The 26,323-nt window shown below is 73.1% G+C and carries 21 protein-coding genes; 13 read left to right on the forward strand and 8 right to left on the reverse strand.

The window, feature by feature from the left end:
* Positions 1-78: 78 nt before the first annotated feature.
* Both G7Z13_RS11970 and G7Z13_RS11975 read right to left on the reverse strand, forming a co-directional pair.
* Positions 79-693, reverse strand: coding sequence for a histidine phosphatase family protein (locus G7Z13_RS11970; RefSeq protein WP_165998583.1), 615 nt, complete (start codon positions 691-693; stop codon positions 79-81).
* Complete coding sequence (locus G7Z13_RS11975) at positions 690-2,132, reverse strand: FGGY family carbohydrate kinase (protein ID WP_165998585.1); 1,443 nt, start codon at positions 2,130-2,132, stop codon at positions 690-692. The genes G7Z13_RS11970 and G7Z13_RS11975 overlap by 4 nt, the downstream gene beginning before the upstream one ends.
* Before the next feature lie 167 nt (positions 2,133-2,299).
* Between G7Z13_RS11975 and G7Z13_RS11980 the strand changes: the two genes are divergently transcribed.
* Genes G7Z13_RS11980 through G7Z13_RS12020 form a run of 9 tightly spaced genes read left to right on the forward strand, consistent with a single transcriptional unit; the run spans position 2,300 to position 12,000 of the window.
* A complete protein-coding gene (locus G7Z13_RS11980; RefSeq protein ID WP_165998586.1) occupies positions 2,300-3,721 on the forward strand; it encodes a sugar ABC transporter substrate-binding protein in 1,422 nt (473 codons plus the stop codon).
* A 2-nt stretch (positions 3,722-3,723) separates the two neighbouring features.
* On the forward strand, positions 3,724-4,602 hold the full coding sequence (locus tag G7Z13_RS11985; protein WP_165998588.1) for a sugar ABC transporter permease: 879 nt from the start codon (positions 3,724-3,726) through the stop codon (positions 4,600-4,602).
* A complete protein-coding gene (locus G7Z13_RS11990; RefSeq protein ID WP_165998590.1) occupies positions 4,599-5,423 on the forward strand; it encodes a carbohydrate ABC transporter permease in 825 nt (274 codons plus the stop codon). Before G7Z13_RS11985 ends, G7Z13_RS11990 begins: the two co-directional genes overlap by 4 nt.
* Positions 5,420-6,505 carry an ABC transporter ATP-binding protein gene (locus G7Z13_RS11995; protein ID WP_240926187.1) on the forward strand — a complete coding sequence of 362 codons (1,086 nt, stop codon included), beginning with the start codon at positions 5,420-5,422 and terminating at the stop codon, positions 6,503-6,505. Before G7Z13_RS11990 ends, G7Z13_RS11995 begins: the two co-directional genes overlap by 4 nt.
* Positions 6,502-7,329 (forward strand): DeoR/GlpR family DNA-binding transcription regulator, encoded by an 828-nt coding sequence (locus G7Z13_RS12000; protein ID WP_165998592.1) that lies wholly within the window; start codon positions 6,502-6,504, stop codon positions 7,327-7,329. Before G7Z13_RS11995 ends, G7Z13_RS12000 begins: the two co-directional genes overlap by 4 nt.
* On the forward strand, positions 7,307-8,383 hold the full coding sequence (locus tag G7Z13_RS12005) for an ABC transporter ATP-binding protein (protein ID WP_165998595.1): 1,077 nt from the start codon (positions 7,307-7,309) through the stop codon (positions 8,381-8,383). The genes G7Z13_RS12000 and G7Z13_RS12005 overlap by 23 nt, the downstream gene beginning before the upstream one ends.
* Positions 8,380-9,408: a 2-hydroxyacid dehydrogenase gene (locus G7Z13_RS12010; RefSeq protein WP_165998597.1), complete on the forward strand. Its 1,029-nt coding sequence runs from the start codon at positions 8,380-8,382 to the stop codon at positions 9,406-9,408. Before G7Z13_RS12005 ends, G7Z13_RS12010 begins: the two co-directional genes overlap by 4 nt.
* 18 nt (positions 9,409-9,426) lie before the next feature.
* A complete protein-coding gene (locus G7Z13_RS12015) occupies positions 9,427-10,848 on the forward strand; it encodes an FGGY-family carbohydrate kinase (RefSeq protein WP_165998599.1) in 1,422 nt (473 codons plus the stop codon).
* A 42-nt stretch (positions 10,849-10,890) separates the two neighbouring features.
* The gene (locus G7Z13_RS12020; protein ID WP_240926188.1) at positions 10,891-12,000 is read left to right on the forward strand and encodes a glycerophosphodiester phosphodiesterase family protein; all 1,110 of its coding nucleotides are present in this window, start codon (positions 10,891-10,893) and stop codon (positions 11,998-12,000) included.
* A 4-nt stretch (positions 12,001-12,004) separates the two neighbouring features.
* On the opposite strand, the gene G7Z13_RS12025 is transcribed toward G7Z13_RS12020, so the two are convergent.
* Positions 12,005-12,643, reverse strand: a complete 639-nt coding sequence (locus G7Z13_RS12025) for a DsbA family protein (RefSeq protein WP_165998602.1) — start codon at positions 12,641-12,643, stop codon at positions 12,005-12,007.
* Positions 12,644-12,791: 148 nt separating this feature from the next.
* Here G7Z13_RS12025 and pepN point away from each other — a divergent pair, with 148 nt between their 5' ends.
* Positions 12,792-15,368 (forward strand): aminopeptidase N, encoded by a 2,577-nt coding sequence (gene pepN / locus G7Z13_RS12030; RefSeq protein ID WP_165998604.1) that lies wholly within the window; start codon positions 12,792-12,794, stop codon positions 15,366-15,368.
* 222 nt (positions 15,369-15,590) lie between these two features.
* Positions 15,591-16,640 carry a hypothetical protein gene (locus tag G7Z13_RS12035; RefSeq protein WP_165998606.1) on the forward strand — a complete coding sequence of 350 codons (1,050 nt, stop codon included), beginning with the start codon at positions 15,591-15,593 and terminating at the stop codon, positions 16,638-16,640.
* 93 nt (positions 16,641-16,733) lie between these two features.
* Here the strand turns inward: G7Z13_RS12035 and G7Z13_RS12040 are convergent, their stop codons facing one another.
* The 5 genes from G7Z13_RS12040 to G7Z13_RS12060 all read right to left on the reverse strand — a co-directional run bounded on the left by G7Z13_RS12040 (position 16,734) and on the right by G7Z13_RS12060 (position 22,140).
* Entirely contained in the window at positions 16,734-18,503 is a 1,770-nt protein-coding gene (locus tag G7Z13_RS12040; protein WP_165998607.1) for a TIGR03767 family metallophosphoesterase, read from the reverse strand.
* A gap of 324 nt (positions 18,504-18,827) precedes the next feature.
* Entirely contained in the window at positions 18,828-20,282 is a 1,455-nt protein-coding gene (gene argG / locus G7Z13_RS12045; protein WP_165998609.1) for an argininosuccinate synthase, read from the reverse strand.
* Positions 20,283-20,329: 47 nt separating this feature from the next.
* A complete protein-coding gene (locus G7Z13_RS12050) occupies positions 20,330-20,797 on the reverse strand; it encodes an NUDIX hydrolase (protein ID WP_206313056.1) in 468 nt (155 codons plus the stop codon).
* A 9-nt stretch (positions 20,798-20,806) separates the two neighbouring features.
* A complete protein-coding gene (locus G7Z13_RS12055; protein WP_165998610.1) occupies positions 20,807-21,697 on the reverse strand; it encodes a pyridoxamine 5'-phosphate oxidase family protein in 891 nt (296 codons plus the stop codon).
* Positions 21,697-22,140, reverse strand: coding sequence for a VOC family protein (locus G7Z13_RS12060; RefSeq protein WP_165998612.1), 444 nt, complete (start codon positions 22,138-22,140; stop codon positions 21,697-21,699). The genes G7Z13_RS12055 and G7Z13_RS12060 overlap by 1 nt, the downstream gene beginning before the upstream one ends.
* 129 nt (positions 22,141-22,269) lie before the next feature.
* Here G7Z13_RS12060 and G7Z13_RS12065 point away from each other — a divergent pair, with 129 nt between their 5' ends.
* Together G7Z13_RS12065 and G7Z13_RS12070 are read left to right on the forward strand one after the other, a co-directional pair.
* The gene (locus G7Z13_RS12065) at positions 22,270-22,812 is read left to right on the forward strand and encodes a CGNR zinc finger domain-containing protein (RefSeq protein ID WP_165998613.1); all 543 of its coding nucleotides are present in this window, start codon (positions 22,270-22,272) and stop codon (positions 22,810-22,812) included.
* 189 nt (positions 22,813-23,001) lie between these two features.
* On the forward strand, positions 23,002-26,310 hold the full coding sequence (locus G7Z13_RS12070; protein WP_165998615.1) for a S8 family serine peptidase: 3,309 nt from the start codon (positions 23,002-23,004) through the stop codon (positions 26,308-26,310).
* The last annotated feature ends 13 nt before the right edge of the window (positions 26,311-26,323 follow it).

Here is a 26,323-nt window from a genome sequence, read left to right on the forward strand (position 1 = left end):
ACGGCCCTGCGGTGGTTGCCTTTCTGAGTAGATCTTCACGACAGGAGTGGAAGATTCCGCCGGCGGTGCGGCGGGTCGTCAGGTGGTGGGGACGTTGAGCGAGAGCAGGCCCGCGGTGCCCGTCGCCGGGTCGAGGCGCAGCTCGGTGACGGCGGCGTTGCGCAGTCTCGGGAAGACGCGGCGGTAGTCGGCGAGCGGGATGCCGAGCAGGCGGCACAGCACGAGGCGGAGCAGGGTGTTGTGGGCGACGACCAGGACCCGCTCGCCGGGGTGGGCGGTCGCGATGCGGTGCAGCGCGGCGGCACCGCGCTCGGCCGCCGCCGCCGGGTCCTCGGCGCCGGGGAAGGGGTGGGCCACCGGGTCGGCCCGGTAGGCGTCCGCGTGGGCCGGGTTCTGCCCGGCGAACTCGGCGAGCGTGCGGCCCTCCACCGTCCCGAAGTCGCATTCGCGCAGGTCCGGTTCGCGGTGCGGGGTCAGCCCGAGGGTCCGGCAGGCGGGCTCGGCGGTGGCCACCGCGCGGGACAGCGGCGAGGTCCACACCGCGTCGACCGGGTGCTCCCCGATCCAGCGGCCCAGGGCCTCGGCCTGGGCGCGGCCGGTGTCGGTGAGGGCGATGTCGCTGACGCCGGCGTAGCGGTTCTCGGCGTGCCAGACGGTCTGGCCGTGGCGGGCGAGGAGGAGGGTCGCGGTCATGAGCCGCCAGTATTCCGTTCCGCCCGGCCGCGCGCATGGGCCGCGACGGGGCCCGGCAGCCAGCCGCGGGATTCCAGGGCGTCCAGGAGGCGCAGGTAGGGGGCGGTGTAGCGGTCGGTGTGCCGGGGGTGGACGGTGGCGCGGATGCGGACCATGCGGTCGGTGACGTCGGTCAGGGGGGTGCCGGTCGCCGCGTGGCAGGCCAGTGCCGCCATGCCGAGGGCCGGTTCGGGGTGTGCGGGCAGGCGGACCGGGCGGCCCAGGATGTCGGTGCGGAGCTGGGTCCAGTAGGGGCTGCGGGTGGCGCCGCCGGTGAAGGTGAGGGGCCCGTCGAGGGGGGCGCCCAGGTGGTGGAGGTAGTCCAGGCAGAGGCGTTCCACCAGGCCGACCCCTTGGAGCAGGGCCGCCCACAGGTCGGCGTCGGAGGCGGGTTCGCCGAGGAGGAGGGCGGTCGCCTCGGGGGCCCGGAAGGGGAAGCGTTCGCCCGGGGACACCAGGGGGTAGGCCACCGCGCCGGCGGGTTCGAAGGCGGCCGCCTCGCGGTCCATCGCGGCGGGGTCGGCGTCCGGGAAGCGGGCGGTGAGCACCCCGGCGCCCACGCTGGACGCCCCGCCGGGCAGCCAGCGGCCGTCCGGGGCCCGGTGGTTGTAGACCACGCCGGTGCCGTCGCGCACCGGCCGGCGGGCCGCGCCCTTCAGGACCAGCGTCGTCCCCAGCACCGAATTCCACGCGCCCTCGCGCAGCGCGCCGGAGGCGAGCTGGGCCGCGCAGCCGTCGGTCATCCCGGCGACGACCGGGGTGCCGGCGGGGATGCCGGTGGCGTCGGCGGCGGCCGGGCAGACCTGCCCGAGCACCGTGCCGGGGCGGACCACCTCCGGCAGGGCCTCCACGGGGACGCCGGGCACGTCGGGCCAGGCCTCGGCCTCCACGTCGTACGCCGTCTTCAGCGCGTGGCTGGAATCGGTGGGCACCGGACGGCCGGTGAGCCGGGCCGTGATCACGTCGGGCTGGTGGGTGACGCGGCCCGGTCCGTGGGCGGACGCCAGCCACAGCGCCTTCGGCAGCGCCCAGGTGTCCTGCACGGCGAGTCCCGCCGCGCGCAGCCGGGCCGCCTCGGCCGCCGCGCGCCCGTCGTCGTACATCAGCGCCGGGCCGCGGGGGCGTCCCGCGCGGTCCGTCAGCAGCACGGTCCCGGAGGTGCCGCACACCGCGAGCGCGCCGGGGCGCGGCGCGGGGCGGGCGCGCAGGGCCTGCCGGGCCGCCGCGCACACGGCGGTCCACCACTGCTCGGGGTCCTGCTCGTGCCGTACGCCGTCGCGGCGGCCGGTGACCGGCACGGCGCCGGAGCCGCAGACCGTGCCGTCGCCGGTGACGAGCAGCGCGCGCACGCTCTGGGTGCCGAGGTCGATGCCGAGCCAGGCCGCCCTGTCGTCCGCCATCCGGACCTCCCACGCTTCGCGTCCCGGGGTGTGAACTTCTCACCATGCCCTGGGATTTGCCGCTGCGCGAGGGATTGACGGCCAACTTCCGTGGTTCCACTCTCTGTTAGCGAGCCGACTCGACGTGTTAACTCCCGCACCGGACCGAGCCCCCGTGGAGGTCACGGATGGACACGCCCGTGCACGACCGCCGCCGCTTCCTCGCCCTCACGGCCGCCGCCGCGACGGCGCCCCTGCTCACCGCCTGCGGTGCCGGGTTCGGCGGGAACGAGAACGAGAGCGACGGCTCCGCCGCCGACGACGTCACCGGTTCCTTCGACTGGAGACGGGAGAAGGGCACCACCGTCAAGGCGCTGCTGAACAAGCACCCGTACACGGACGCGCTCCTCGCCGACCTGAAGTCGTTCACGGACAAGACCGGGATCAAGGTCGAGTACGACGTCTTCCCGGAGGACAACTACTTCGACAAGCTCACCGTCGACCTCTCCAGCGGGCGCGCCTCCTACGACGTGTTCATGCTCGGCGCGTACATGGTGTGGCAGTACGGGCCGCCCGGCTGGCTGGAGGACCTCGGTCCCTGGATGCGCAACTCCTCCGCCACCGACGACGCATGGGACCAGGGCGACTTCTACCCCAACCTGCTCCAGGCCGGCCAGTGGAACCTGAAGGCGGGCGCGCCGCTCGGGCAGGGCGGGCAGTACGCGCTGCCGTGGGGCTGGGAGACCAACGTGGTCGCCTACAACACCGAGGTGTTCCGCACCCTGGGCCTGAAGCCCGCGGGGACCTTCGACGAGCTGGTGGAACTCGCCGGGACCATCAAGCGCAAGGCGCCGGGCGCCGGTTTCGACGGCATGTACGGGATCGCCGTGCGCGGGTCGCGCAGCTGGGCCACCATCCACCCCGGCTTCATGACGATGTACGCCCGCAACGGGCTGAAGGACTTCACCGTCGAGGGCGGCAGGCTCACCCCCGCCATGAACAGCCCCGAGGCCGTGCGGTTCACCGAGGACTGGGCGCGGATGGTGAAGCGGGGCGGGCCGCCGTCGTGGACGTCGTACACCTGGTACCAGTGCTCCAGCGACCTCGGCGCGCGCAAGGCCGGGATGCTGTTCGACGCGGACACGGCCGCCTACTTCCAGGCGGTGAAGGGCGCGAGCCCGGCTTCCGGGAAGATCGCCTTCCATCCGGGGCCGAAGGGCCCGGACGGCTCGCTCGCCACCAACATGTGGATCTGGTCGCTCGGCATGAACGCCAAGAGCAGGCGCAAGAGCGCCAGTTGGCTGTTCCTCCAGTGGGCGACCGGGAAGGAACACCTGCGCGAGAGCGCGCTCACCCACCACCACATCGACCCGGTGCGCCGGTCGATCGCGCAGGACGGCGCCTACCGGGACAAGATGAGGGACCTGCCCGGCTTCATCGAGACCTTCGAGACGGTCGTCGACCAGACGAGGATCCAGTTCACCCCGCAGGCGCAGTTCTTCGACGCGACGACCAGCTGGGCGTCGGCGCTCCAGGAGATCTACGGCGGCGAGAACGCCCGCTCGGTCCTCGACTCCCTCGCCGACGACCTCGCCCGCAAGGTCGGCTAGCCGTGCGACAGGCGCTGCGCCCCTATCTGCTCATCGTCCCGGCACTGCTGCTGACCTGCGGCATCCTCTACCCGTTCGGGCTCGGCCTGTACTACACGCTCTTCGACTTCGCGGCGAGCAAGCCGCGGCCGGACATGGTCGGCCTCGACAACTACCGGACCGTCCTCACCGAGGAGTCCTTCTGGAACTCGGCCTGGGTGACGGTGCTGTACGCGGTCGGGGCGGCCGGGTTCGAGACCGTGCTCGGTGTCGCGGTGGCCCTGCTGCTGAACCGGTCGTCGCTGGTCGGGCGGGTGCTGGAGAAGATCCTGATCCTGCCGCTGATGATCGCCCCGGTGATCGCGGCGATCATCTGGAAGCTGATGCTCCAGCCGTCGGTGGGGGTGGTGAACCACCTGCTGAGACCGTTCGGGCTGGGCGGCGTGCAGTGGACGGACACGCCGACGGGCGCGCTGCTGTCGTCGATCGCCGTGGACGTGTGGGTGTACACCCCGTTCGTCGCGATCCTCGCGCTGGCCGGGCTGCGGTCCCTGCCCGCCTCCCCGTTCGAGGCGGCGGCCGTGGACGGGGCCGACTGGTGGTACACGTTCCGCCGGCTGACGCTGCCCATGCTGTGGCCGTACGTCCTGGTGGCGCTGATTTTCCGGTTCATGGACTCGCTGAAGGTCTTCGACATCATCTACGCCCTCACCGAGGGCGGGCCCGGCGACTCCACCGTGGTGCTGCAGATCCGGGCGTACCTGGAGGCGATCCGCTTCCAGCGCTACTCCTTCGGGATCAGCTACACGGTCGTGCTGTGGGCCGTGGTCTACCTGGCCGCGATGGTGCTCGTCCGGCACCTGGGGCGGATCCAGCGCCGGGCCGCGGAGGTGACCAGGTGAGACGGCGATGGCCCGGGTGGCTCGCGGACGCCGCCCTGATCCTCTACTTCGTCTTCGCGCTGTTCCCGATCGCCTGGATGGTGATCCTCTCCCTGAAACCCGCCGACCAGCTGTTCTCCACCTACTTCTCCTTCTCCCCCACCCTGGACTCCTACCGGACCGTCCTCGGCGACAGCGAGGGCATCCCCTTCACCCGGTTCTTCGTCAACAGCCTGGTGGTGTCGCTGGGCGCGGTGGCGCTGTCGCTGCTGGTGGGACTGCCCGCCGCGTACGCCTCGGCGCGCTGGCGGTTCAAGGGCTCGGACAACCTGATGTTCACGCTGCTGTCGTTCCGGTTCGCGCCCGAACTCACCGTGATCATCCCGCTGTTCGTGCTCTACCAGGAGCTGGGGCTGTTCGACACCTACGTCGGCATGGTGTGGGTGCTCCAGCTGGTCACCCTCCCGCTGATCGTGTGGATCATGCGGTCGTACTTCGCCGATCTGACGCCCGAGCTGGAGCAGGCGGCGCTGCTCGACGGCTACACCCGCAAGCAGGCCTTCTTCCGGGTGGCGATCCCGCTGGTCAAGCCGGGGATCGCGGCGGTGTCCCTGCTGGCGTTCATCTTCGCCTGGAACAACTTCGTCTTCCCGCTCATCCTCACCTCCAGCGAGGCGCAGACCGTGACCGTGGGCGCGCTGTCCTTCCTCGGCGGCGACCGCCCCAAGTACAACCTGACGGCCGCCGCCGCGCTGATCTCCGTCGTACCGCCGCTGCTGCTGGCGCTGCTGATCCAGCGGTATCTGGTGCGCGGTCTGTCGTTCGGGGCGGTGAAGTCATGACCATGATCAAACTGGCCGCGGTCCGCAAGGCGTACGGCAGGACCACCGCCCTCGACGGACTCGATCTGGAGGTCGCGGAAGGCGAGTTCCTCTGCCTGCTCGGCCCCTCCGGGGCGGGCAAGACGACCACGCTGAAGACCGTCGCCGGCCTCGAACGGCCCGACGCGGGCACGGTCGAGATCGGCGGCAAGGACATGCGGGGCGTCGAACCGTACGACCGGGGCGTGGCCATGTGCTTCGAGAGCTACGCCCTCTACCCGCACAAGTCGGCCTACGACAACCTCGCCTCCCCGCTGCGCTCCCCCCGCCACCGCCTGCCGCCCGCCGAGGCACGCCGGCGGATCGGCGAGGTGGCGGAACTCCTCGGCATCCAGGGCCTGCTGGACCGGCCCGTCGGCGAGCTGTCCAACGGGCAGCGGCAGCGGGTCGCCCTGGGCCGGGTGCTGGTCCGCCCGGCCCGCGCGTTCCTGCTCGACGAGCCGCTGTCCCACCTCGACGCCAAGCTGCGCCAGCAGATGCGGGCCGAGCTGAAGGCGATCGGGTCGGTGCGGCGCACCACGACGCTGTACGTCACCCACGACTCGGTGGAGGCGCTGGCGCTCGGCGACCGGATCGGGGTGATCCGGGACGGGCGGATCGTGCAGACGGGCACGCGGGAGGACATCTGGTACCGGCCCCACGACACCGAGGTGGCGCGGGCGTTCGGCCGGCCGCGGATCAACCTGCTGGCCGGGACGGTCGAGGACGGTGTGTTCCGCTCACCGGACGGCGCGGTGCGGCTGCCCGTGGCGGCACCCGCGCGCGGCCCGGCGCAGATCGGGATCCGGCCGCGGGACCTGACGTTGGGCGGCGGCCCGGGTCACGCACTGTCCGGCAGCGTCTACGTCACCGAGGTGCTCGGCCGCTCGGTGGAGGTGACCGTGCGGCTCGGCGCCGCCCAGGTGGCCGTCGTCGCCCCGCGCGAGAAGGCCGCGGGGCTGCGTCCCGACGATCCGGTGCGGCTGTCGGTGCGGCCGGAGAACCTGCTGCTGTTCGAGGCCGACGGGCCACAGCGCCCGGGACGACGGATCGGGGCACGATGAGCGGCGGCAACCACGCGTTCCAGGGACCGGCGGCCCGGCAGGCCGCCCTGGCCGAGCACGTCCTCGCCACGGGGTCGGCGACCGCGGCGGAGCTGGCGGAGCGGTTCGGGGTGAGCCTGATGACCATCCACCGGGATCTGGACGAACTGGCCCGGCAGGGCGTCGTCCGCAAGTTCCGCGGCGGGGTGACCGCGCAGCCGTCCGGGGTGTTCGAGGCGAACGTGCAGTACCGGCTGAAGACCATGCGGGACGAGAAGCGGGCCGTCGCCGGCCGGGCGATGCGGCTGATCGAGCCGGGCATGGCGATCCTGCTGGACGACTCCACCACCACCCTGGAGATAGCGCGCCGCCTGCGCCTCGGCGAGATCACCCCGCTGACGGTCGTCACCAACTTCCTGGAGGCGATCACCCTGCTGGCGGGCCGGCGGGGCATCCACCTGATGGCGCTCGGCGGCGACTACGACCCGCTGCACTCCTCCTTCCTCGGGGTGTCCTGCGTCGAGGCGGTGCAGCAGCTGCGCGTCGACGTCTGCTTCGCCTCCACCTCGGGCGTGCACGCCGGGCACGTCTGGCACCAGGAGCAGCACATCGTGTCCGTGAAGCGGGCGATGCTCGACTCCGCCGCCCGCAACGTCCTGCTGGTCGACCACACCAAGCTGGGCCGGGTCGCCCTGCACCGCGTCGTGCCGCTGTCCCGCTTCGACCTGCTGCTGGTCGACGACGGCGCGTCGGCCGGGGCGCTGCGCGACCTGGACGAGCACCAGGTCCGTTACGAGGTCTGCGCGACGAAGGGCGGAGTGGATGACCGAGCTGGAGTTACGTGACCTGCGCAAGACCTACCGCTCACGCGGGCGGCCCCCGGTCGAGGCGGTACGCGGCCTCGATCTGCTCCTGCGCTCCGGGGAGTTGCTAGGGCTGCTCGGGCCGTCGGGCTGCGGGAAGTCCACCACCCTGCGGATGATCGCCGGTCTGGAGACGGTGACCGGCGGGGACATCCTGGTCGGCGGGGCGCCGGTGACGCACCTGCCCGCGCAGCGGCGCAACATGGGCGTCGCGTTCGAGAACTACGCGCTGTATCCGCCGCTGACCGTCGCGGAGAACCTGGCGTTCGGGCTGAAGGCGCGGGGCCGCCGCGCGGACGCGGACCGCAGGGTCGCCGAGATGGCGGAGCGGATCGGGCTGACGCCACTCCTGGACGCCCGCCCGGCCGGCCTGTCCAGCGGGCAGAAGCAGCGCGTCGCCCTGGCCCGCGCCCTGATCCGCGAGCCGGACGTCCTGCTCCTGGACGAGCCCCTCTCGCACCTGGACGCGGCCCAGCGCGACACCACCCGCCGCGAACTCAAACGCATCCAGCGCGACCTCGGGCACACCACGATCCTGGTCACCCACGACCAGGAGGAGGCGCTGTCGCTCGCCGACCGGATCGCCGTGATGCGGGACGGGGTGATCCAGCAGCTCGGCACCCCGTACGAGATCTACGACCACCCGGCCACCGTCTTCGTCGCGGACTTCGTCGGCGAGCCCGCCATCAACCTGCTGCCCGCGACCGCCACCGCCGACGGCCACGCCGCCCGCCTGTCCGACGTGCTGGAACTGCCGCTGCCGGTGCGGGCCGAGGCCGGGCGCGAGCTGATCGTCGGCGTCCGCCCCGAGGACTGGTCCCTGACCGGCGCCGACGGGCTGCCCGCCCGGGTGCTGGCCCACGAGCCGCTGCCGGAGTCGGGCCTCGCCACCCTCGACCTCGCCGGCGTCGACCGGCCCGTCACCGTCCTGACCGGCCCGGACGTCCGGCTCGCCCACGACGAACGGGTCCGGCTGACCGCCGACCCCCGCCTCACCCATGTCTTCGACGCCGCGACAGGAGAGTCCCTGCGATGACCCCAGACCCGGTCCGTGTGCTCGCCGCCGGTGACCACTTCGTGCTGCCCTCGCTGATCGCCGACGCGGTGCGCCAGGAGCATCCGGCGGACGTCCGTCAGGTGCGGCTGGGCTGGCCGCTGGAGCCGTTCGGCGCGGTGGCCGAGGTGAGCGAGGCCAGTGACGCGGAGGACGAGCTGATCGAGGCGCTGGGCGACGGGCGGGAGGTGCTCGTCACGCAGATGGGCCCGGTCACCGCCCGGGTCCTCGCCGCCGCACCGGCCCTGCGGCTGGTCGTGGTGTGCCGGGGCGGCCCGGTCAACGTCAACCTGGACGCGGCGAAGTCCCGCGAGGTGCGCGTGTGTTACGCGCCCGGCCGCAACGCCGCCGCCACCGCCGAGTTCACCGTGGGGCTGATGCTGGCGGCGCTGCGCCGGATTCCGCAGGCGCACATCCCGCTGGCCGGGCACGGCAGCTGGGAGGGCGCCGCCTACTACACGTACGACCGCGCCGGCCTGGAGCTGGAGGACCTGCCGGTCGGGCTGGTCGGCTACGGGGCGGTGGGCAGCCGGGTGGCGCGGGTGCTGGGCGCGTTCGGCGCGCGGGTGCTGGTCCACGACCCGTATGTGCGCGGCGAGATCCACGGACTGCGGGTCGACTCCCTCGACGAGCTGCTGCGCCGCTCCCGGGTGGTCAGCCTGCACGCCCGGCTCACCACCGAGACCCGCGGTCTGCTCGGCGCCCGCGAGCTGGCGCTGCTGCCCGAGGGCGCGGTGGTGGTGAACGCGGCGCGCGGCCCGCTGCTGGACGAGGACGCGCTGTGCGCGGCCCTGGCGAGCGGGCGGGTCGCGGCGGCGGCACTGGACACCTACGCGCGCGAGCCGCTGCCGCCGGACTCCCCGCTGTACGGCTTCGCGGACCGGGTCGTGCTGACCCCGCACCTGGGCGGTGCCAGCCGGGCGGTCGCCGAGAAGGCCGCGCGGATCGCGGCCGCCGAGGTGGGGCGCTGGGCGCGCGGGGAGCCGCTGGCGCACTGCCTGACCTGAGGGTGCGAAGGAGGCGGAATGTACGTCGGTATCGATGTCGGCACGTCCGTGGTGAAGGCCGCCGCCTTCGACGAGGCGGGCGGTGAGCTGGCCGTCGAGTCCCGTCCGGTGCGTCTCGCGCTGCGCGGCGGGGTCGTCGAGCAAGACATGGAGGAGGTGTACGCGGCGGTCGTCGAGGTGCTGGGCGCGCTGACCGGGCGGGTGGCCGGGCCGGTGGCGCTGGCGGGGCTGACCGGCCAGGGCGACGGGCTGTGGCTGGTGGACGCGCAGGGCCGCCCGGTGCGCGCGGCGGCCTCCTGGATGGACGGGCGGGCGCACCGACTGCTCGACCGGTGGCTGGCCGACGGCACCTTCGAGGCGGTGTTCCGGCGCACCGGCAGCGCCATGTTCCCCGGCTGCCCGGGCCCGCTGCTGGCCTGGTTCGACCGCACGGAGCCGGCCGCCCTGGACGCCGCCGCGACCGCCCTGTACTGCAAGGACATGGTGTTCCGGCGGCTGACCGGGGCACCGGCGGCCACCGATGTCTCGGACGCGTCGATGCCGTTCCTCGACCCGCGCACCCGCGCCTACGACGACCGGGTCGTGGAGCTGCTGGGCCTCACCCACCGCCGCGGGCTCCTCGCCCCGGTCAGCGACCCGGCGGCCACGGCGACCGCGCGCGAGGGCCTGCCGGCGGGCACGCGGATCGCGAACGGGCCGTACGACCTCCCGGCCAGCGCGCTGGGCGCGGGGGTCACCGCGCCGGGCGACGGGCTGCTGATCGTCGGCACCTGCCTGGCGGCCCTGGTGGCCACCACCGACCTGGACCTGGGCGGCGAGCCGGCCGGCCTGTACATCTCCACCGACCGGCCCGGCCACTGGCTGCGGGCGATGCCCGCGATGGTGGGCACGGCGGCCCTCGACTGGGTGCTGTCCACGACCGGTGTGCGGCACGCGGAGGTGGACGGGCTGCTGGAGGCGACCCCGCCCGGCGCGCACGGGGTGCGCGTCCTGCCGTACTTCGCCCCCTCCGGTGAGCGCGCGCCCTTCGTCGAGCCGCGGCTGCGCGCCGAACTCACCGGCGTCAGCCTGGAGTCGACCCGCGGCGACCTGGTCCGCGCGACCTGTGAGGGGATCGGGTACGCGGCCCGGCACTGCCTGGAGGCGGCCGGGCTGACCGGCTCGCTCGCGGTGTGCGGCGGCGGCACCCGCAGCGCCGCGTGGACCCGGCTGCTGGCCGACGTGCTGGGCCGGCCGCTGCGGGTCGTCGAGGGCGAGGTGGGCGCGCGCGGCGCGGTGCTCGCGGCGGCGCGGCGGTACGGGGTGCGGCTGGACGCCGGGGCGTGGACCCGGCCGGCGGCGGTCGTCGAGCCGGACCCGGACCGGGCGGCGTACTACGCGAAGGGCTACGAGGAGCATCTGGCCCGGCTGACCGAGGCGCGGGCCCGTGCCCGCGCGTGACGAAGCCATCCACGAACCGCCCCACAGAGAAAGGGAGTTCGCATGCCGACAGGCAGACTGCCGATGAGACGACTGCCGATGAGACGGCGGTCGCTGCTGCTCGCGGCGGCCGCCACCACCGCCCTCCCGCGGGCCGGGGCCGCGCACGCGGCCGGACGGCCGCGCCGCCCGCTCGTCATCGGGCACCGGGGCGCCGCCGGGTGGCGGCCCGAGCACACCGCCGCCTCCTACACGTACGCGGTGCAGACCGGCGCCGACTGGATCGAGCCGGACCTGGTGCCGACGAAGGACCATGTGCTGGTGGTGCGGCACGAGAACGAGATCTCGCAGACCACCGACGTGGCCGCGCACCCGGAGTTCGCGGACCGGCGCACCACGAAGACGGTGGACGGGCGGGCGGTGACCGGCTGGTTCACCGAGGACTTCACGCTGGCGGAGCTGAAGACGCTGCGGGCGGTGGAGCGCCTGCCGCGCGTCCGCGACCGCAACACCGTCTTCGACGGCCGGGAGGAGATCCTCACCTTCCAGGAGGTCGTGGACCTCGCCCGGCGCCTGTCGAAGACCTACGGCCGGACGGTCGCCGTGTTCCCGGAGACCAAGCACCCGACCTACTTCCGCTCCCTCGGCCTGCCCCTGGAGCCGGAGCTGGCGCGGATCGTCCGGCGAGGCCGGCTCGGGCCGCGCGAGTGCGTCGTGCAGTCCTTCGAGCCGACCAGTCTGCGGCGGATCGCCGAGGAGGGGCTGGGGGTGCCGCTGTGGCAGGCGCTGGGGACCACGGGCGGGCCGTACGACCTGGTGTCCGCCGGGGATCCGACGACGTACGACGACATGATGACCCCGGCCGGGCTGGCCCGGATCGCCCGGTACGCGGACTGGATCGGGCCGGACAAGTCCTCGGTGCTGACGGTGAGCGCGGACGGCACGGGCGTCCCCACCCCGCTGGTGGCGGACGCCCGTGCGGCGGGCCTGCGGATCGGCCCGTACACCTTCCGCGCCGAGAACCAGTACCTGCCGGCCCCCCTGCGCCGCTCCGCGACGGCGACCGATTTCGGGGACGCGTTCGCGGAGTACGCGCTGCACTACGCGCTGGGCGTGGACGCGGTGGTGACGGACTTCCCGGACCTGGCGCGCATCGCCCGCGACGCGGGCTGACGCATCAGAGGTTGCTGAAGTCGGGGCCCGCGGTGCGGGTGCGCTTGATCTCGTAGAAGCCGGGGACCGAGGCCACGGCGAGGGCGCCGTCCCACAGGCGGGCGGCCTCCTCGCCCTTCGGGGCGGGGGTGACGACCGGGCCGAAGAAGGCGATCTGCTCGCCGTCGGCGCCGGGCACCGCGATGACCGGGGTGCCGACGTCCTGGCCGACCTTCTCGATGCCCTCCTTGTGGGAGGCGCGCAGCTGCTCCTCGTAGGGGGTGTCGTCCCAGTGGTCCAGCAGCGACTCGGGCAGGCCGGTGTCGCGCAGGGCGGCGGCGACCGCCTCCTTCTCCGGGCCCATGCCCTCGTTGTGGATGCGGGTGCCGAGCGCCGTGTACAGGTCGCCCAGCACCTGCGGGCCGTGCTCCTCCTGCGCGGCGATGGCGACCCGGACGGGGCCCCACGCCTTGGTCGTCAGCATCTCGCGGTACTTCTCGGGCAGCTCGTCCAGCTTGTCCTCGTTGAGCACGGCGAGGCTCATGACATGCCAGCGGACCTCGATGTCCCGGACCTTCTCCACCTCCAGCAGCCACCGGGAGGTCATCCAGGCCCAGGGGCACAGCGGGTCGAACCAGAAGTCGACGGGGGTCTTCTGCGACATGTCTCTCCTCATGGGGCGGGATTTCCCGGGGCAACACGGGGACAACGCCGCCGCCGTCCCCGCTCATTCCCTGCTGCCCCGCGTCAGGGGCGCATGGCAGGATCGGTCCTGTTCAGCCGTACCCACGACCCATGAGGGAGTGCCGCCCGTGCCCGGTGAGAATCTGTCCCGCGACGAGGCCCGGGAGCGGGCCGCGCTGCTGTCCGTCGACGGCTACGAGGTCTCCCTCGACGTGCGCTCCGCCGTCGGCGACCACGCCGGCGACGGCCCCCGCACCTTCCGCTCGGTGACCACGATCCGCTTCCGCTGCGCCGAGCCGGGCGCGTCCAGCTTCGCGGACCTGATCGCGCCGAGCGTGACGGCGGTCTCCCTCAACGGCCGCGACCTCGACCCGAGCGAGGTGTTCGACGGCTCCCGGATCGTGCTCGAGGACCTGGCCGCCGAGAACGAGCTGATCGTGGACGCCCAGTGCGCCTACTCGCGCACCGGCGAGGGCCTGCACCGCTTCGTCGACCCGGAGGACGGCGAGGTGTACCTGTACACGCAGTACGAGCCGGCCGACGCGCGCCGCGTCTTCGCGAACTTCGAGCAGCCCGACCTCAAGGCCCCGTTCCGCTTCGAGGTGCGGGCGCCCGAGGAGTGGACGGTGTGGAGCAACGGCGCCGGCGAACGCGCCGACGGGGTGTGGCGGTTCGCGGAGACCAAGCCGATCTCCACGTACATCACGTGTGTGGTGGCGGGCCCGTACCACTACGTCACGGACAGCTACGAGCGGGTCCTCGACGACGGCACGCGGCTGGAGATCCCGCTGGGCGCGATGTGCCGCAAGGGTCTCGCCCCCTACTTCGACGCCGACGACGTCTTCCTGGTCACCAAGCAGGGCCTGGACTTCTTCCACGACCACTTCGACTACCCGTACCCGTTCGGCAAGTACGACCAGGCGTTCGTGCCGGAGTACAACCTGGGCGCGATGGAGAACCCGGGGCTGGTGACCTTCCGCGAGGAGTTCATCTTCCGGGGCAAGGTGACGCAGGCGTCGTACGAGGGCCGCGCCAACGTGATCCTGCACGAGATGGCGCACATGTGGTTCGGCGACCTGGTCACCATGGAGTGGTGGGACGACCTGTGGCTGAAGGAGTCCTTCGCCGACTTCATGGGCGCGTTCTCGCTGGTCGGCGCGACCCGGTTCAAGGACGGCTGGATCACCTTCGCCAACCGCCGCAAGGCGTGGGCGTACCGGGCCGACCAGCTGCCCTCCACGCACCCCATCACCGCCGACATCCGCGACCTGCAGGACGCGAAGCTCAACTTCGACGGCATCACCTACGCCAAGGGCGCCTCGGTGCTCAAGCATCTGGTGGCGTACGTCGGCCAGGACGCGTTCCTGGAGGGGGCGCGGCGCTACTTCAAGCGGCACGCGTACGGCAACACGCGCCTCGGTGACCTGCTGTCGGTGCTGGAGGAGACGTCCGGCCGGGACATGGGCGCGTGGGCGCGTTCCTGGCTCCAGACGGCGGGCGTGAACTCGCTGACCCCGCAGGTGCTGCTGGACGGCGAGGGGCGGATCGCGGAGCTGGCGGTGGTGCAGGAGGCCGCCGAGTCGCATCCGGAGCTGCGCCCGCACCGGGTGGCGGTGGGCCTGTACCGGCGCACGGCGGACGGGGCGCTGGAGCGGTACACGCAGGTCGAGACGGACGTCGACGGTCCGCGCACGGTCGTGGCGGAGCTGGCGGGCGCGGACGCGCCGGAGCTGGTGCTGGTCAACGACGACGACCTGACGTACTGCAAGACCCGGTTCGACGAGACGTCCCTGGCGACGCTGCGCGCGCACCTGGGCGCGGTGACCGATCCGCTGGCGCGCGCGCTGTGCTGGTCGGCGCTGTGGAACATGACGCGGGACGCGCTGCTGCCCGCCCGGGACTTCGTGGACCTGGTGCTGCGGTTCGCGGGCCGGGAGTCGGACATCGGCGTGCTGCAGATGCTGCACGCCTGGGCGAACTCGGCGCTGGTCCACTACGCGGCCCCGGCCTGGCGCGAGGAGGGCGAGCGGCTGCTGGCGGAGGGTGCCCTGCGTGAGCTGCGGGCGGCCGGTCCGGGCAGTGAGCACCAGCTGGCATGGGCCCGGTTCTTCGCCGCGACGGCGTCCGGCAGCGGGGATCTGGAGCTGCTGCGGGGTCTGCTGGACGGCACCGAGAAGATCGACGGGCTGGAGGTGGACCAGGAGCTGCGCTGGGCGTTCCTGGAGCCGCTGGCCGCGCACGGGGTGGTCGACGGGTCGGTGCTCGTGGCCGAACTGGCCCGCGACGACACCGCGTCCGGCAAGCGGCACCAGGTCCGCTGCCTGGCCGCGCGGCCGTCGGAGGTGGTGAAGGCGCAGGCGTGGGCGCAGGTCGTGGAGTCGGACGCGCTGTCGAACGCGCTGGTGGAGGCGACCATCAGCGGCTTCGCGCAGCCGTCGCAGCGGGCGTTGCTCGCGCCGTACGCGGGGAAGTACTTCAAGGCGATCGAGCGGGTGTGGGCGGAGCGGTCCATCCAGATCGGCATGGACGTGGTGCGGGGTCTGTTCCCGTCGCTGCAGGACTCGCCGGAGACGCTGGCGGCGACGGACGCGTGGCTCGCGGCGCACGAGGACGCGCCGCCGGCGCTGCGGCGGCTGGTGCTGGAGGCGCGGGACGACCTGGCGCGGGCGCTGCGCGGGCAGGAGTGCGACGCGGCGGCGGGCTGAGCCCGCACACCACCCGCCTTCGGCCTGATCTCGGGCCGGGGTGATCGTGACGAAATCCGGGCGTGCGTGACCGTAACCCCTGGTCCACCCTCCTGCGGACCAGGGGTTTCCGGTGCCCGATCGGCATCCGAACACTCGTCCTTTAGTGCGGGCTTGTCCGCATTTGTCGACGAACGTGTAACAGCGGTTACAGGGCCGGCCGGCACCGGGAATCTCCGGGACATGACCCACAACACCCCGCTCTCCCCCCGCCCCGCACGCCACATCGCCGAGGGCGCCCGGCGGGTCCTGACGACCGCTCAGCTGCGCGCCCACGGCGTCTCCCCCGCCGAACTCGCCGACCGGTGCCGCCCCGGCGGGCCCTGGCAGCAGCTCCTGCCCGGCGTCTACGTGCCGCACCCGGGCCCCTTGACCAGCGAGGAGCGGCTGCACGCGGCGCTGGCCTACGCGGCCCGGCAGACCCCGGCCGCGGCGGTGCCGTCCCAGCCGGGCGCCGCGGACCCGCAGCCGCACCGCCCGGCACACCCGGACGCGGTGCTCACGGGTCTGGCGGCCCTCACCCTGCACGGCTTCACCGCCTCGCCGCCGCTGCCCGCCCTGGCGCGGATCGACGTCCTGGTCCCCCGGCTGCGCCGGCTGCGCACGACGGGCTTCGTGCGGATCGTGCGCACCGCCGCGCTGCCCGCCCCCGAGCAGGTGACCGGCCTGCCCGTCGCCCCCGTGCCGCGCGCCCTCGCCGACGCGGTGGCGGAGCTGTCCGACGCGGGCATGGTGCGCCGGCTGCTCACCGAGGCCGTCCGCGGCGGCCACTGCGACCCGGTGTCGGTGGTGCGCGAGCTGACCCGCGCGAGGCTGCTCGGCCGCCCGCACGTGGTGGACGCGGTGGACTCGCTGGTGGCGGAGGGGCGGGCCGTCGCCGAGGGCCGGCTGTACCGGATGGTGCGGGAGTACGGTCTGCCGGACCCGGTCTGGAACGTCGACCTGCGCCTGCCCGGCGGCCCGCACCTCGGCGGCCTGGACGCCTACTGGCCGGAGCACGCGGTCGCCGTCGAACTCGACACCCGCTCCCCGCGCGAAGAGGAGGACGCCATGTGGTCGGAGTACGCCCGCAAGCGGGAGACCCTGGAGCGCCTCGGCATCACGGTCGTGCACCTCACGCCCCGCGAGCTGCGCGCGTCGCTGGAGCAGCAGGCCGCGGTGGTCCGCACGGCGCTGATGGCGTCGGTGGACCGGGACCCGGCGGCGTATGTCGTGGTGGTGCCCCGGTCATGAGGGACCGGGGCGGTGCCAGGAGGGGAGAGGAGGGGCCGCCGGGCCCGTGCGTCCGGGCGGCCCCTCTTCCCGCGCGCCCGCGGCCGCTCGGGGTCAGCCCTTCTTCAGCAGCAGTTCGGTGTTGCGGTCCCGGGTGGTGCCGGCGAGGTCGGTGCGGGCGCCGGGGGCGTTGAAGGACAGCTCGCGGTAGAGGGCGGCGAGGCCGGTCTGGGAGAGGTCGGTGAAGTCGGTGCGGTGGGGGGCGGCGGACTCGACCATGGTGGTGAACACGGAGAGCGTGCCGTCCTTGTTGTCGGTGAGTTCGACGATCCGGGCGAGCTGGGGGAAGTCCACGTGGGAGGCGGTGGAGATCTCCCAGAAGGAGCGGCCGCCCTCACCGGGGTGCGGGGTGATCTCGTTGCGGTGGATGTGGCCGTTGATCCAGGCGAGCACGTTGCGGTGGCGGCCCAGGACGGCGAGGACGTCGGCCCCGTCGTGGCGGCGCTCGTTCGGGCGGGCCGGGTCGGGACGGGTGTTGTTCATGGTCTTGCTGGTGTGGTGGCTGAAGACGACGGCGTGGGAGTCGGCGTGCTGCCTAAGGGTGCGCTCCAGCCAGCGCAGTTGGCCGGCGCCGAGGGAGCCCGCGTAGTGGCCGCCGGGGTCGGTGGTGTCGAGGCTGATGCCGATCACGTCGTCGGCGATGCGGAAGCTGTAGTACTGGGTGCCCGCCTCCAGGTTCGCCGTGGAGTAGCCGTGCCCGACCGGGCCCAGGCCCGCGTACGCAGGGTCGAGGTGGGCCCGGACGTACTCCTTGGCGGTGTAGGGTGCGCGCCGCTCGTCCGGGGTGACGGGGCGCAGGTCGCGGGCGTGCGCCTTGAGCAGGTCGCGGAAGCGGACGCCGAGCGGGTCGGTGGCGTTCTTGATGGCGTCCTGCAGCTTCTTCGCCTCGCTCGCGGAGAGGGTCATGAGCTTCTTGCCGCCGACCGCGAAGTCCCTGAGGTACGGGTCGCCGTGGCCGTAGCAGCCGAGCGGGAGGGAGTCGTGGTTGCCGACCGTCGAGTACCAGGGCAGGTTCAGGCCGGGGCTGTGCACCTCGCGGGTGGCGGCGGCGAGGAAGCCCTCCAGCCGCGGGAAGCCGCGCTGCTTGTCGGCGTCGCGGACGGCGGAGTCCGGCTGCCAGTACTGGACGAGGCCGCTGTTCTGGACGCCCTCGTAGCGGCGCGGGTCCCCGGAGTCCGGGCGGATCCGGCCGCCGCTGAGCACGGTGAGGAACCACTCCAGCTCGGTCATGGCGTTGTTGTCGGTGTTGTCGCCGGTGGTCATCGCGAAGTGCAGCGGGGCGCCGGTGGCGGGCGCGCCGCGCAGCGCGTTGACCCGCTCCACGAGCGACACCGCGCCGTGCACGGTCAGCAGTTCCTGGGGGCGCCAGGCGTGCACGTCGGCCGAGCGCAGGAACTCCAGCCGCAGCGGGTGCTGGGCGTCGATCAGGTGCAGGTCGGTGAGCTGGACGAAGGCCGCGAGCGCCGTACGCCGGTCCTCGCGGCCGGGCTTGGGGGCGGCCAGGTCGTCGCGGACGACGCGCGGCCAGCCCTTGCCGTCACCGAGCCGGCGGTAGCCGCTCGCGCCGCCCACGGGTGCGGCGACGCCGGCGAGGGTGGTGCCGCGGGTGTAGGGCGCGAGGGGGGCGAGCGGGGCCTTGCGGGAGAGGGCGACCGGAGCCTCCCCCACGGCCGGCGCGGCGGTGGCCGCCCGGCTGTCGGTGGGCCGCAGCGCGTAGCCGGCGCCCGCGGACAGCGACACGGCGGCGGCGGTGGCGAGGACGGCCCGGCGGTGGACCGCCGGCTCGTGGACGGCGGAGCTGGCGACAGAGCGTGTGCGCGACATGGCGCGGTCTCCCCGAGTGCGAACGCGTCGGCAGTGGCGCGGACGGCCGCTCGCGCGAACCCCCCGCTCGCTCTGGATGCTTGGCAGCGGGGATGACCTGTGTGTGAACGCGGCGGCAACGGGCAGCACCGATCACGGTACGTGGATCTCGTGCCACCCGGCGCGTCCGCGACCGCTCCCTCGCCGGCCGGGAATGGGTCACTCCGCGTTCATCTCACGGGGTACGCGGGGTGGAACGAGCCGGGCACACGGCCGGGGCCGGACACGGCGGCGGGCCCCGGCGGAGGGTGTCCGCCGGGGCCCGTGGGGCCGTGAGGGGGTGGGTCAGTCCGTGCCGGACTCCATCGCGGCGCGGTCCAGCAGCGCGTCCTCCTCGGAGACCTCGCCGCGGGAGGCGATGGCCTCGGCGCCGCCCTCGGACAGCGCGGGCATGGTGCCGATCAGCCCGGTGGCGGCGGCCTGGGAGGCGCCGATGGTGGGGCTGCCGGTGCCGATCAGGCCGAGGCCCGCGTACTGCTCCAGCTTGGCGCGGGAGTCGGCGATGTCGAGGTTGCGCATGGTGAGCTGGCCGATCCGGTCCACCGGGCCGAACGCGGAGTCCTCGGTGCGCTCCATGGACAGCTTGTCCGGGTGGTAGCTGAACGCCGGGCCCGTGGTGTCGAGGATCGAGTAGTCCTCGCCGCGCCGCAACCGGAGGGTGACCTCACCGGTGACGGCCGCGCCGACCCAGCGCTGGAGCGACTCGCGGATCATCAGCGCCTGCGGGTCCAGCCAGCGGCCCTCGTACATCAGCCGGCCGAGGCGGCGGCCCTCGTTGTGGTACTGGGCGAGGGTGTCCTCGTTGTGGATCGCGTTCACCAGGCGCTCGTAGGCCGCGTGCAGCAGGGCCATGCCCGGTGCCTCGTAGATGCCGCGGCTCTTGGCCTCGATGATGCGGTTCTCGATCTGGTCGGACATGCCGAGGCCGTGGCGGCCGCCGATGGCGTTGGCCTCCATCACCAGGTCGACGGCGGAGGCGAACTCCTTGCCGTTGATCGTGACCGGGCGGCCCTGCTCGAAGCCGATCGTCACGTCCTCGGTGGCGATCTCGACCTCGGGGTCCCAGAACCGCACGCCCATGATGGGCTCGACGGTCTCGATGCCGGTGTCCAGGTGCTCCAGGGTCTTGGCCTCGTGGGTGGCGCCCCAGATGTTGGCGTCGGTGGAGTACGCCTTCTCCGCGGAGTCCCGGTAGGGCAGGCCGTGGGCGACCAGCCACTCGGACATCTCCTTGCGGCCGCCCAGCTCGGTGACGAAGTCCGCGTCGAGCCAGGGCTTGTAGATCCGCAGGTTCGGGTTGGCGAGCAGGCCGTAGCGGTAGAACCGCTCGATGTCGTTGCCCTTGAAGGTGGAGCCGTCGCCCCAGATCTGGACGTCGTCCTCGAGCATGGCGCGGACCAGCAGGGTGCCGGTGACGGCGCGGCCGAGCGGCGTGGTGTTGAAGTACGCGCGCCCGCCGGAGCGGATGTGGAACGCGCCGCAGGTCAGCGCGGCCAGGCCCTCCTCGACGAGCGCCGCGCGGCAGTCGACCAGGCGCGCGACCTCGGCGCCGTAGGTCCGGGCGCGGCCGGGCACCGAGGCGATGTCGGGCTCGTCGTACTGGCCGATGTCGGCGGTGTACGTGCACGGGATGGCGCCCTTGTCGCGCATCCAGGCGACGGCGACCGAGGTGTCGAGCCCGCCGGAGAAGGCGATGCCGACGCGCTCGCCGACAGGGAGGGAGGTGAGGACCTTGGACATGGCAAAACTATGCAACAACTCGCATTGTCATGCAAGCCCGCGCATGATCATGCAGCTCCGCGGGGGTGCGCGTCCGGCCCCGCGCCGCCCCGCTCGCGCCACATGTCCAGCCCGGTGTCCACCAGAGGCACCCGGACGAGTGCGGGCACCGCAGCCAGGTCGTGCCAGGCGGCCATGTCCGTCGAGCCGCCGGTCTCGAAGGTCAGCTCGCCGCCGGTGACCCGTCCCGCGTACAACAGCCGTACGGAGTGGTGGTCGACGGGGCGGCGCAGGCCCCGGCGCGGGAGGGGGCGGCGGAAGGAGGACACGCCGAGGAGACCGGTCACCTCGATGCGGTAACCGGTCTCCTCCAGCACTTCCCTGCGGACCGTGTCGTACGGGTCCTCACCGTGCTCCATGCCGCCGCCCGGCAGCACCCACTCGGGCGTGCCGTCCTCGGCCGGGGAGCGGGCCAGCAGGACCTGGCCGTCACGGACGCATATGGCGTAGGCCGCCACTCTCAGCTTCTGCCGCATCCCGCGAACTTAGCGCGCGGGCAGCGGATTGGCCGGGGAGTACTCGGGCGCGGACCAGCGCAGCGGAAGCGCGGCGGGGGTCTCGACGACGTCCGCGATCCGAAAGCGCACGACGCGGGCGCCGTCCGGCTCGAAGTCCGTGCGCGCCTCGCCGGTCAGCTGGAGCGTCGTGCCCGTCGTCCAGTCCAGGATCAGCAGGCCCGCGCGCGGGTCGGCGGCCAGGTTGCCGAGGGTGAGGAACATGGCGTTGCCCGCGTAGTCGCGCCAGCTCAGTTCGCGCGGCGAGTCGACCCGGAGGAAGCCGGGGTGCCCGCCGCGGTGGCTGGCGTCGGCGCCGCCCGGGTGCACGGTGGCCACGAACGCGGTGTCGGCCGCCGCGACGAACGCCGCCTGCCGAGCGGTGAGCGCGGCCCCCCGGCGCGGCGGCCGCGGCACGCGGTCCGCCACCACCTCGTACGAGGACCGCTTCTGGAGGTACTTCGGACAGTTCGAGAACACCTGCCGCGCCGCCACCGCGAGCCCCCGCCCGGTCGGCTCGGCCACGCCGTTCAGGCGCATCCGGCGGCGGGCGCGCGGATCGAGGGCGAGGGTGCCGACGGGGGTGCCGGGGACCGCGAGGGCCGCCGCCAGCGGGTCGGCCGGGGCCGGCCGGGCCGCGACGGAGATTTCGTGCGGGCCGGTGGCGCGGACGAAGCCGGGGGCGCCGGCGAGGGGCGAGGCCCACACGCCGCCGCCCGCCGGGTCGGCCGCGCCGACCACCAGCAGCGGCTGGAGCTCCAGGAAGGCCGCCGCCACCGGCTTGATGCCGGGGCCGATGGAGCGGCCGACGTGGTCGGCGAGGTCCCGCACGCCGACCCGTTCCTGCACGGCGAGCGAGCCCGCGTGATAGACGCCGGGCATCAGAAGAACCCGCAGGCCGGAGTGGAGCCGTGGGGTGCGGGGGCGCCTTCGGCGCCGTTCGGCGCGCAGATCTCCAGACGGATGCCGTCCGGGTCGTGGAAGAAGATGCCGCCCGACGCGGCGCCTTCCCGGTGGGCCACCACACCGTCGTAGGCGAACTCCACGCCGTACGCCCGCAGCGCCTGCTCGTACTCCCTGACCCGTTCCATCGAGCCGGCCTCCAGGGCCAGGTGGTGCAGCCCGGAGCGGCCGGCGGCGAACGGCTGCTCCGCCTGCTCCCACAGGGCGAGGGCCAGCCCCTCCCCGTCGCCGAGGAGTGCGAACCGCCGGCCTTCCTCCTTGCCCTCGGCCAGCAGCCGGAAGCCCAGGAGGTCCCGGTAGAAGGCGAGCGAGCGGCCGATGTCGGTGACGTTCAGGCCGACGTGGCCGGTGCGCAAGGTCATGACTGTCCCCTTCAGCAGACACGGACGGGGCTGCGTTTTTCTAACCCCTGTGAATGACATTAGAGGTTAGACAGGGCGAGTGCAACCGGTGATTTAAGCTTGAGGGGTTAGTGCCGAAGGAGGCCGCCGATGCCCACCGCCCGCGATCCCCGCCCGCTGACCGGCGAGCCGCTCGCCCTCGACCTGCTCAACACCCGCTGGGTCCAGGACGGCACCCCGCGCGACCTGCTCGACGGCACGGAAGGACTGGCGGTCTGGCTCGCGGCCAACGGGCTCGACGGGCGGTTCACCGCCGACGCGGACACCCTGCGCCACACCCTGCGGGCACGCGACGCCCTGCTGGCGGCGGTGGACGGCTCGCTCGCGGCCGGCGCCGCGGCCGTGGACGCGGTCCTCGCGCACGGGCGGATCCGGGCCACCCTCACCGAGGCGGGACCGGGCGAGGAGGCCGAGTTCGCGGACGCCTCCTGGGGGCCGGGCTGGCTCGCCGCCCGCGACTACCTCACGCTGCTCGCCACCGCGCCGGACCGCGTCCGCCGCTGCGCCCACGAGGCCTGCGTGCTGCACTTCCTCGACACGTCACGCAACGGCACGCGCCGCTGGTGCTCGATGGCCGTGTGCGGAAACCGCGCCAAGGCGTCCCGGCACTACGCCCGGACGAAGGACGCCTGAGGGGCGGGCGAGTTGCCGCGATCGGGTACGAAACACCCATAACCCATCGCGGGTTTTCCCCATACATCCATATCGTTTCGGTCAACCTTCCCCAAACATCGGTCCCTTGGGTAAAGCTGAGCGGTCGTCCGGTGTCGCATTCCGGACGACAAGCGACAACGCTCGTTCCCTCACCTGTAAGGGATGCCGATGACCCACACCCCCCAGAGCGATCCGATACCGGGCGCCAGACGCGTGGCCCGTATCGCCGTGGCCGCCGGTCTGGTGGCCGCGCTCTCCGCGGCCGGGCCGATACCCCTGGCCTTCGCCGCGGACCCGGCCGCGCCGGCCGCGGCGGCCGACCCGGACGTCAAGTCCGCCCACGACAAGCTCGGCTCCGACGACGCCGACCTGCTCGCCGAGGCCAAGGCCGACGGCGACAAGAGCGTGACCATGATGGTCGCCACCGCGCCCGGACAGACCGAGCAGGTCGCGAAGCAGCTGGACTCCGTCGACGGCGGTCTCGTGGGCCGTACGTACGACAAGCTCGGCTACGTCCGGGCGACCGTCCCCACCGGCAAGGCCGACGCGGCGATCGCCGCCGCGGTGAAGCTGTCCTCCGTGCAGGCCATCGACCTGCGCGAGGAGATCCCGCTGGAGGACCCGTCGCCGAACGCGCGCGGCGCGAAGGGCACGAGCGCCACCGGGAGCTACCCGGCCCCCGGCAAGGACACGCCCGCCGAGAACCCGTACAACCCGTCCTTCGAGACGGGCGCCGTCGAGTTCGTCGAGGACCACCCGAAGGCGGACGGGCGCGGCGTCACCATCGGCATCCTGGACTCCGGCGTCGACCTCGGTCACCCGGCGCTGCAGAAGACCACGACCGGCGAGCGCAAGATCGTCGACTGGGTGACGGCGACCGACCCGGTCGCCGACGGGGACAACACCTGGCGCCGGATGACCACCTCGGTGGCCGGTCCCGCCTTCTCCATCACCACCTCCGCCCTCGGCACGGAGACCTTCAAGGCCCCCGAGGGCGCCTACCGGTTCAACTACTTCTCCGAGTCCGCCACCACGGGTGGCGACATGGCCGGCGACCTGAACCGCGACGGCGACACCACGGACGTCTGGGGCGTGCTCTACGACGCCGCCGCCGGCACCGTCCGCGTCGACCTGAACGACGACCTCGACTTCACCGACGACGAGGCGATGAAGCCGTACAAGGACGGCTTCCAGGTCGGCTACTTCGGCACCGACAACCCGGCGACCGAGATCGCCGAGCGCATCCCGTTCGTCGTCGAGATCCGCAAGGACGTCGTCTACAACGCCTCCGGCGCCAAGGCCGACTACGTCAGCATCGGTGTCATCGAGGGCTCGCACGGCACCCACGTGGCCGGCATCACCGCCGCCAACGGCCTGTTCGGCGGCGAGATGAACGGCGCGGCGCCCGGCGCCAAGCTGGTCTCCTCGCGCGCCTGCACCTGGAGCGGCGGCTGCACCAACGTGGCGCTCACCGAGGGCATGATCGACCTCGTCGTCAACCGCGGCGTCGACATCGTCAACATGTCGATCGGCGGCCTGCCGGCGCTGAACGACGGCAACAACGCCCGCTCGGCGCTCTACACCCGCCTGATCGACGAGTACGGCGTCCAGCTGGTGATCTCCGCGGGCAACTCCGGCCCCGGCACCAACACCATCGGCGACCCCGCCCTCTCCGACAAGGTCATCTCGGTCGGCGCGACCATCTCCAGGGAGACCTGGGCCGCCAACTACGGCTCCGCGGTGAGGAAGGACTACGCGATGATGCCGTTCTCCTCGCGCGGTCCGCGTGAGGACGGCGGCTTCACGCCGACCCTGTCCGCGCCCGGCGCGGCGATCAACACCACGCAGACCTGGTCGCCCGGCGGCCCGGTCGCCGAGGCCGGCTACAGCCTGCCGCCCGGCTACTCCATGCTCCAGGGCACCTCGATGGCCTCCCCGCAGGCCACCGGCGCCGCCGCGCTGCTGCTGTCCGCCGCCAAGCGCAAGGGCATCGAGCTGCCGCCGGCGAAGCTGCGCACGGCGCTCACCTCGACCGCCGACCACATCCCGGGCACCCAGGCCCACGAGGAGGGCGCGGGCCTGATCAACGTCGTCGACGCCTGGGACTCCGTCCTGGACGGCGCGAAGGCCCACGAGTACACCGTCAAGGCGCCGGTCGACACCGCGATCGACCAGTTCTTGAAGACGCCGGGCTTCGGCACCGGCCTCTACGACCGCGAGGGCGGTCTGAAGGCCGGCCAGAAGAAGACGTACGAGATCACCCTGACCCGCACCTCCGGTGCCGACCGCGCCGTCCGGCACGAGCTGCACCTGGAGAACAACGCGGGCGGCACCTTCCGCATCGTCGGCTCCGACGAGGTGAACCTGCCGCTCAACCAGCCGGTCACCGTCAAGGTGCAGGCCGCGCCGAAGTCCCCCGGCATCAAGAGCGCGATCCTCGAGGTCGACGACCCGCGCACCGAGGGCATCGACAAGCAGGTCCTCCACACGGTCGTGGTCGCCGCGCCGCTGACGTACACCTACACGGCGTCCGGCTCGGTGCAGCGCAACAGCCACAAGTCGTACTTCGTGACCGTGCCCGAGGGCGCGACGTCGCTGGAGGTCGCGCTGGGCGGGCTGAAGGACAAGAGCCAGACCCGGTTCATCGCCATCCACCCGTACGGCGTCCCGTCCGACCCGACGTCGACGGTCAACTGCTACGCGAACTACACCAACCCGGCCAACACCTGCCGCCCGGACGTGCGGTCGTACCCGAACCCGCAGCCGGGTGTCTGGGAGATCGAGGTCGAGTCGCGCCGTACGTCGCCGCTGCTCGACAACCCGTACAAGCTGGACGTCACCGTGCTCGGCGCGGCCTTCGACCCGCAGACCGTCACCGTGCCCGAGGCCAAGGTCGGCACCCCGGCCGCCGCCGCCTGGAAGGTGACCAACAAGTACGCCGCCCTGGAGGGCAAGCTGGTCGGCGGCCCGCTGGGCTCCTCCAAGACGGCCCGCCCGACCATCGCCAACGGGGTCACCCAGACCACCACGGTCCAGGTGCCCGAGGGCGCGCAGTCGCTGGACGTCACCATCGGCAACGTCTCCGACGCCGCCGCGGACCTCGACCTGGTCGTGAAGAACGCGGCCGGCACCCAGGTCGGCAGCTCCGCCGACGGTGACTCGGAGGAGTCGGTGTCCGTGGCCAAGCCGGCCGCCGGCACGTACACCGTCGAGGTCATCGGCTACTCGGTGCCCGCCGGTTCCACCGCCTACGACTACCTGGACGTGTTCTTCTCCAGCGCGCTCGGCTCCGTCACGGTCGACGACTCCGCGCCGGTGAAGCTCGGCACGGGTGCCTCGGCGACGGTCTCCGGCAGCGTCACCGCCGCCGCGGCCGCGCCCGAGGGCCGCGAGTTCTTCGGCCAGGTCCAGCTGGTCAACGCGCGCGGCACGGTCGCGGGCGTGGGCAGCGTGAAGATCGAGAAGGTCACGCCGTAACACCGGCACGACC

The organism is Streptomyces sp. JB150 (assembly GCF_011193355.1).
Taxonomy (GTDB): domain Bacteria; phylum Actinomycetota; class Actinomycetes; order Streptomycetales; family Streptomycetaceae; genus Streptomyces.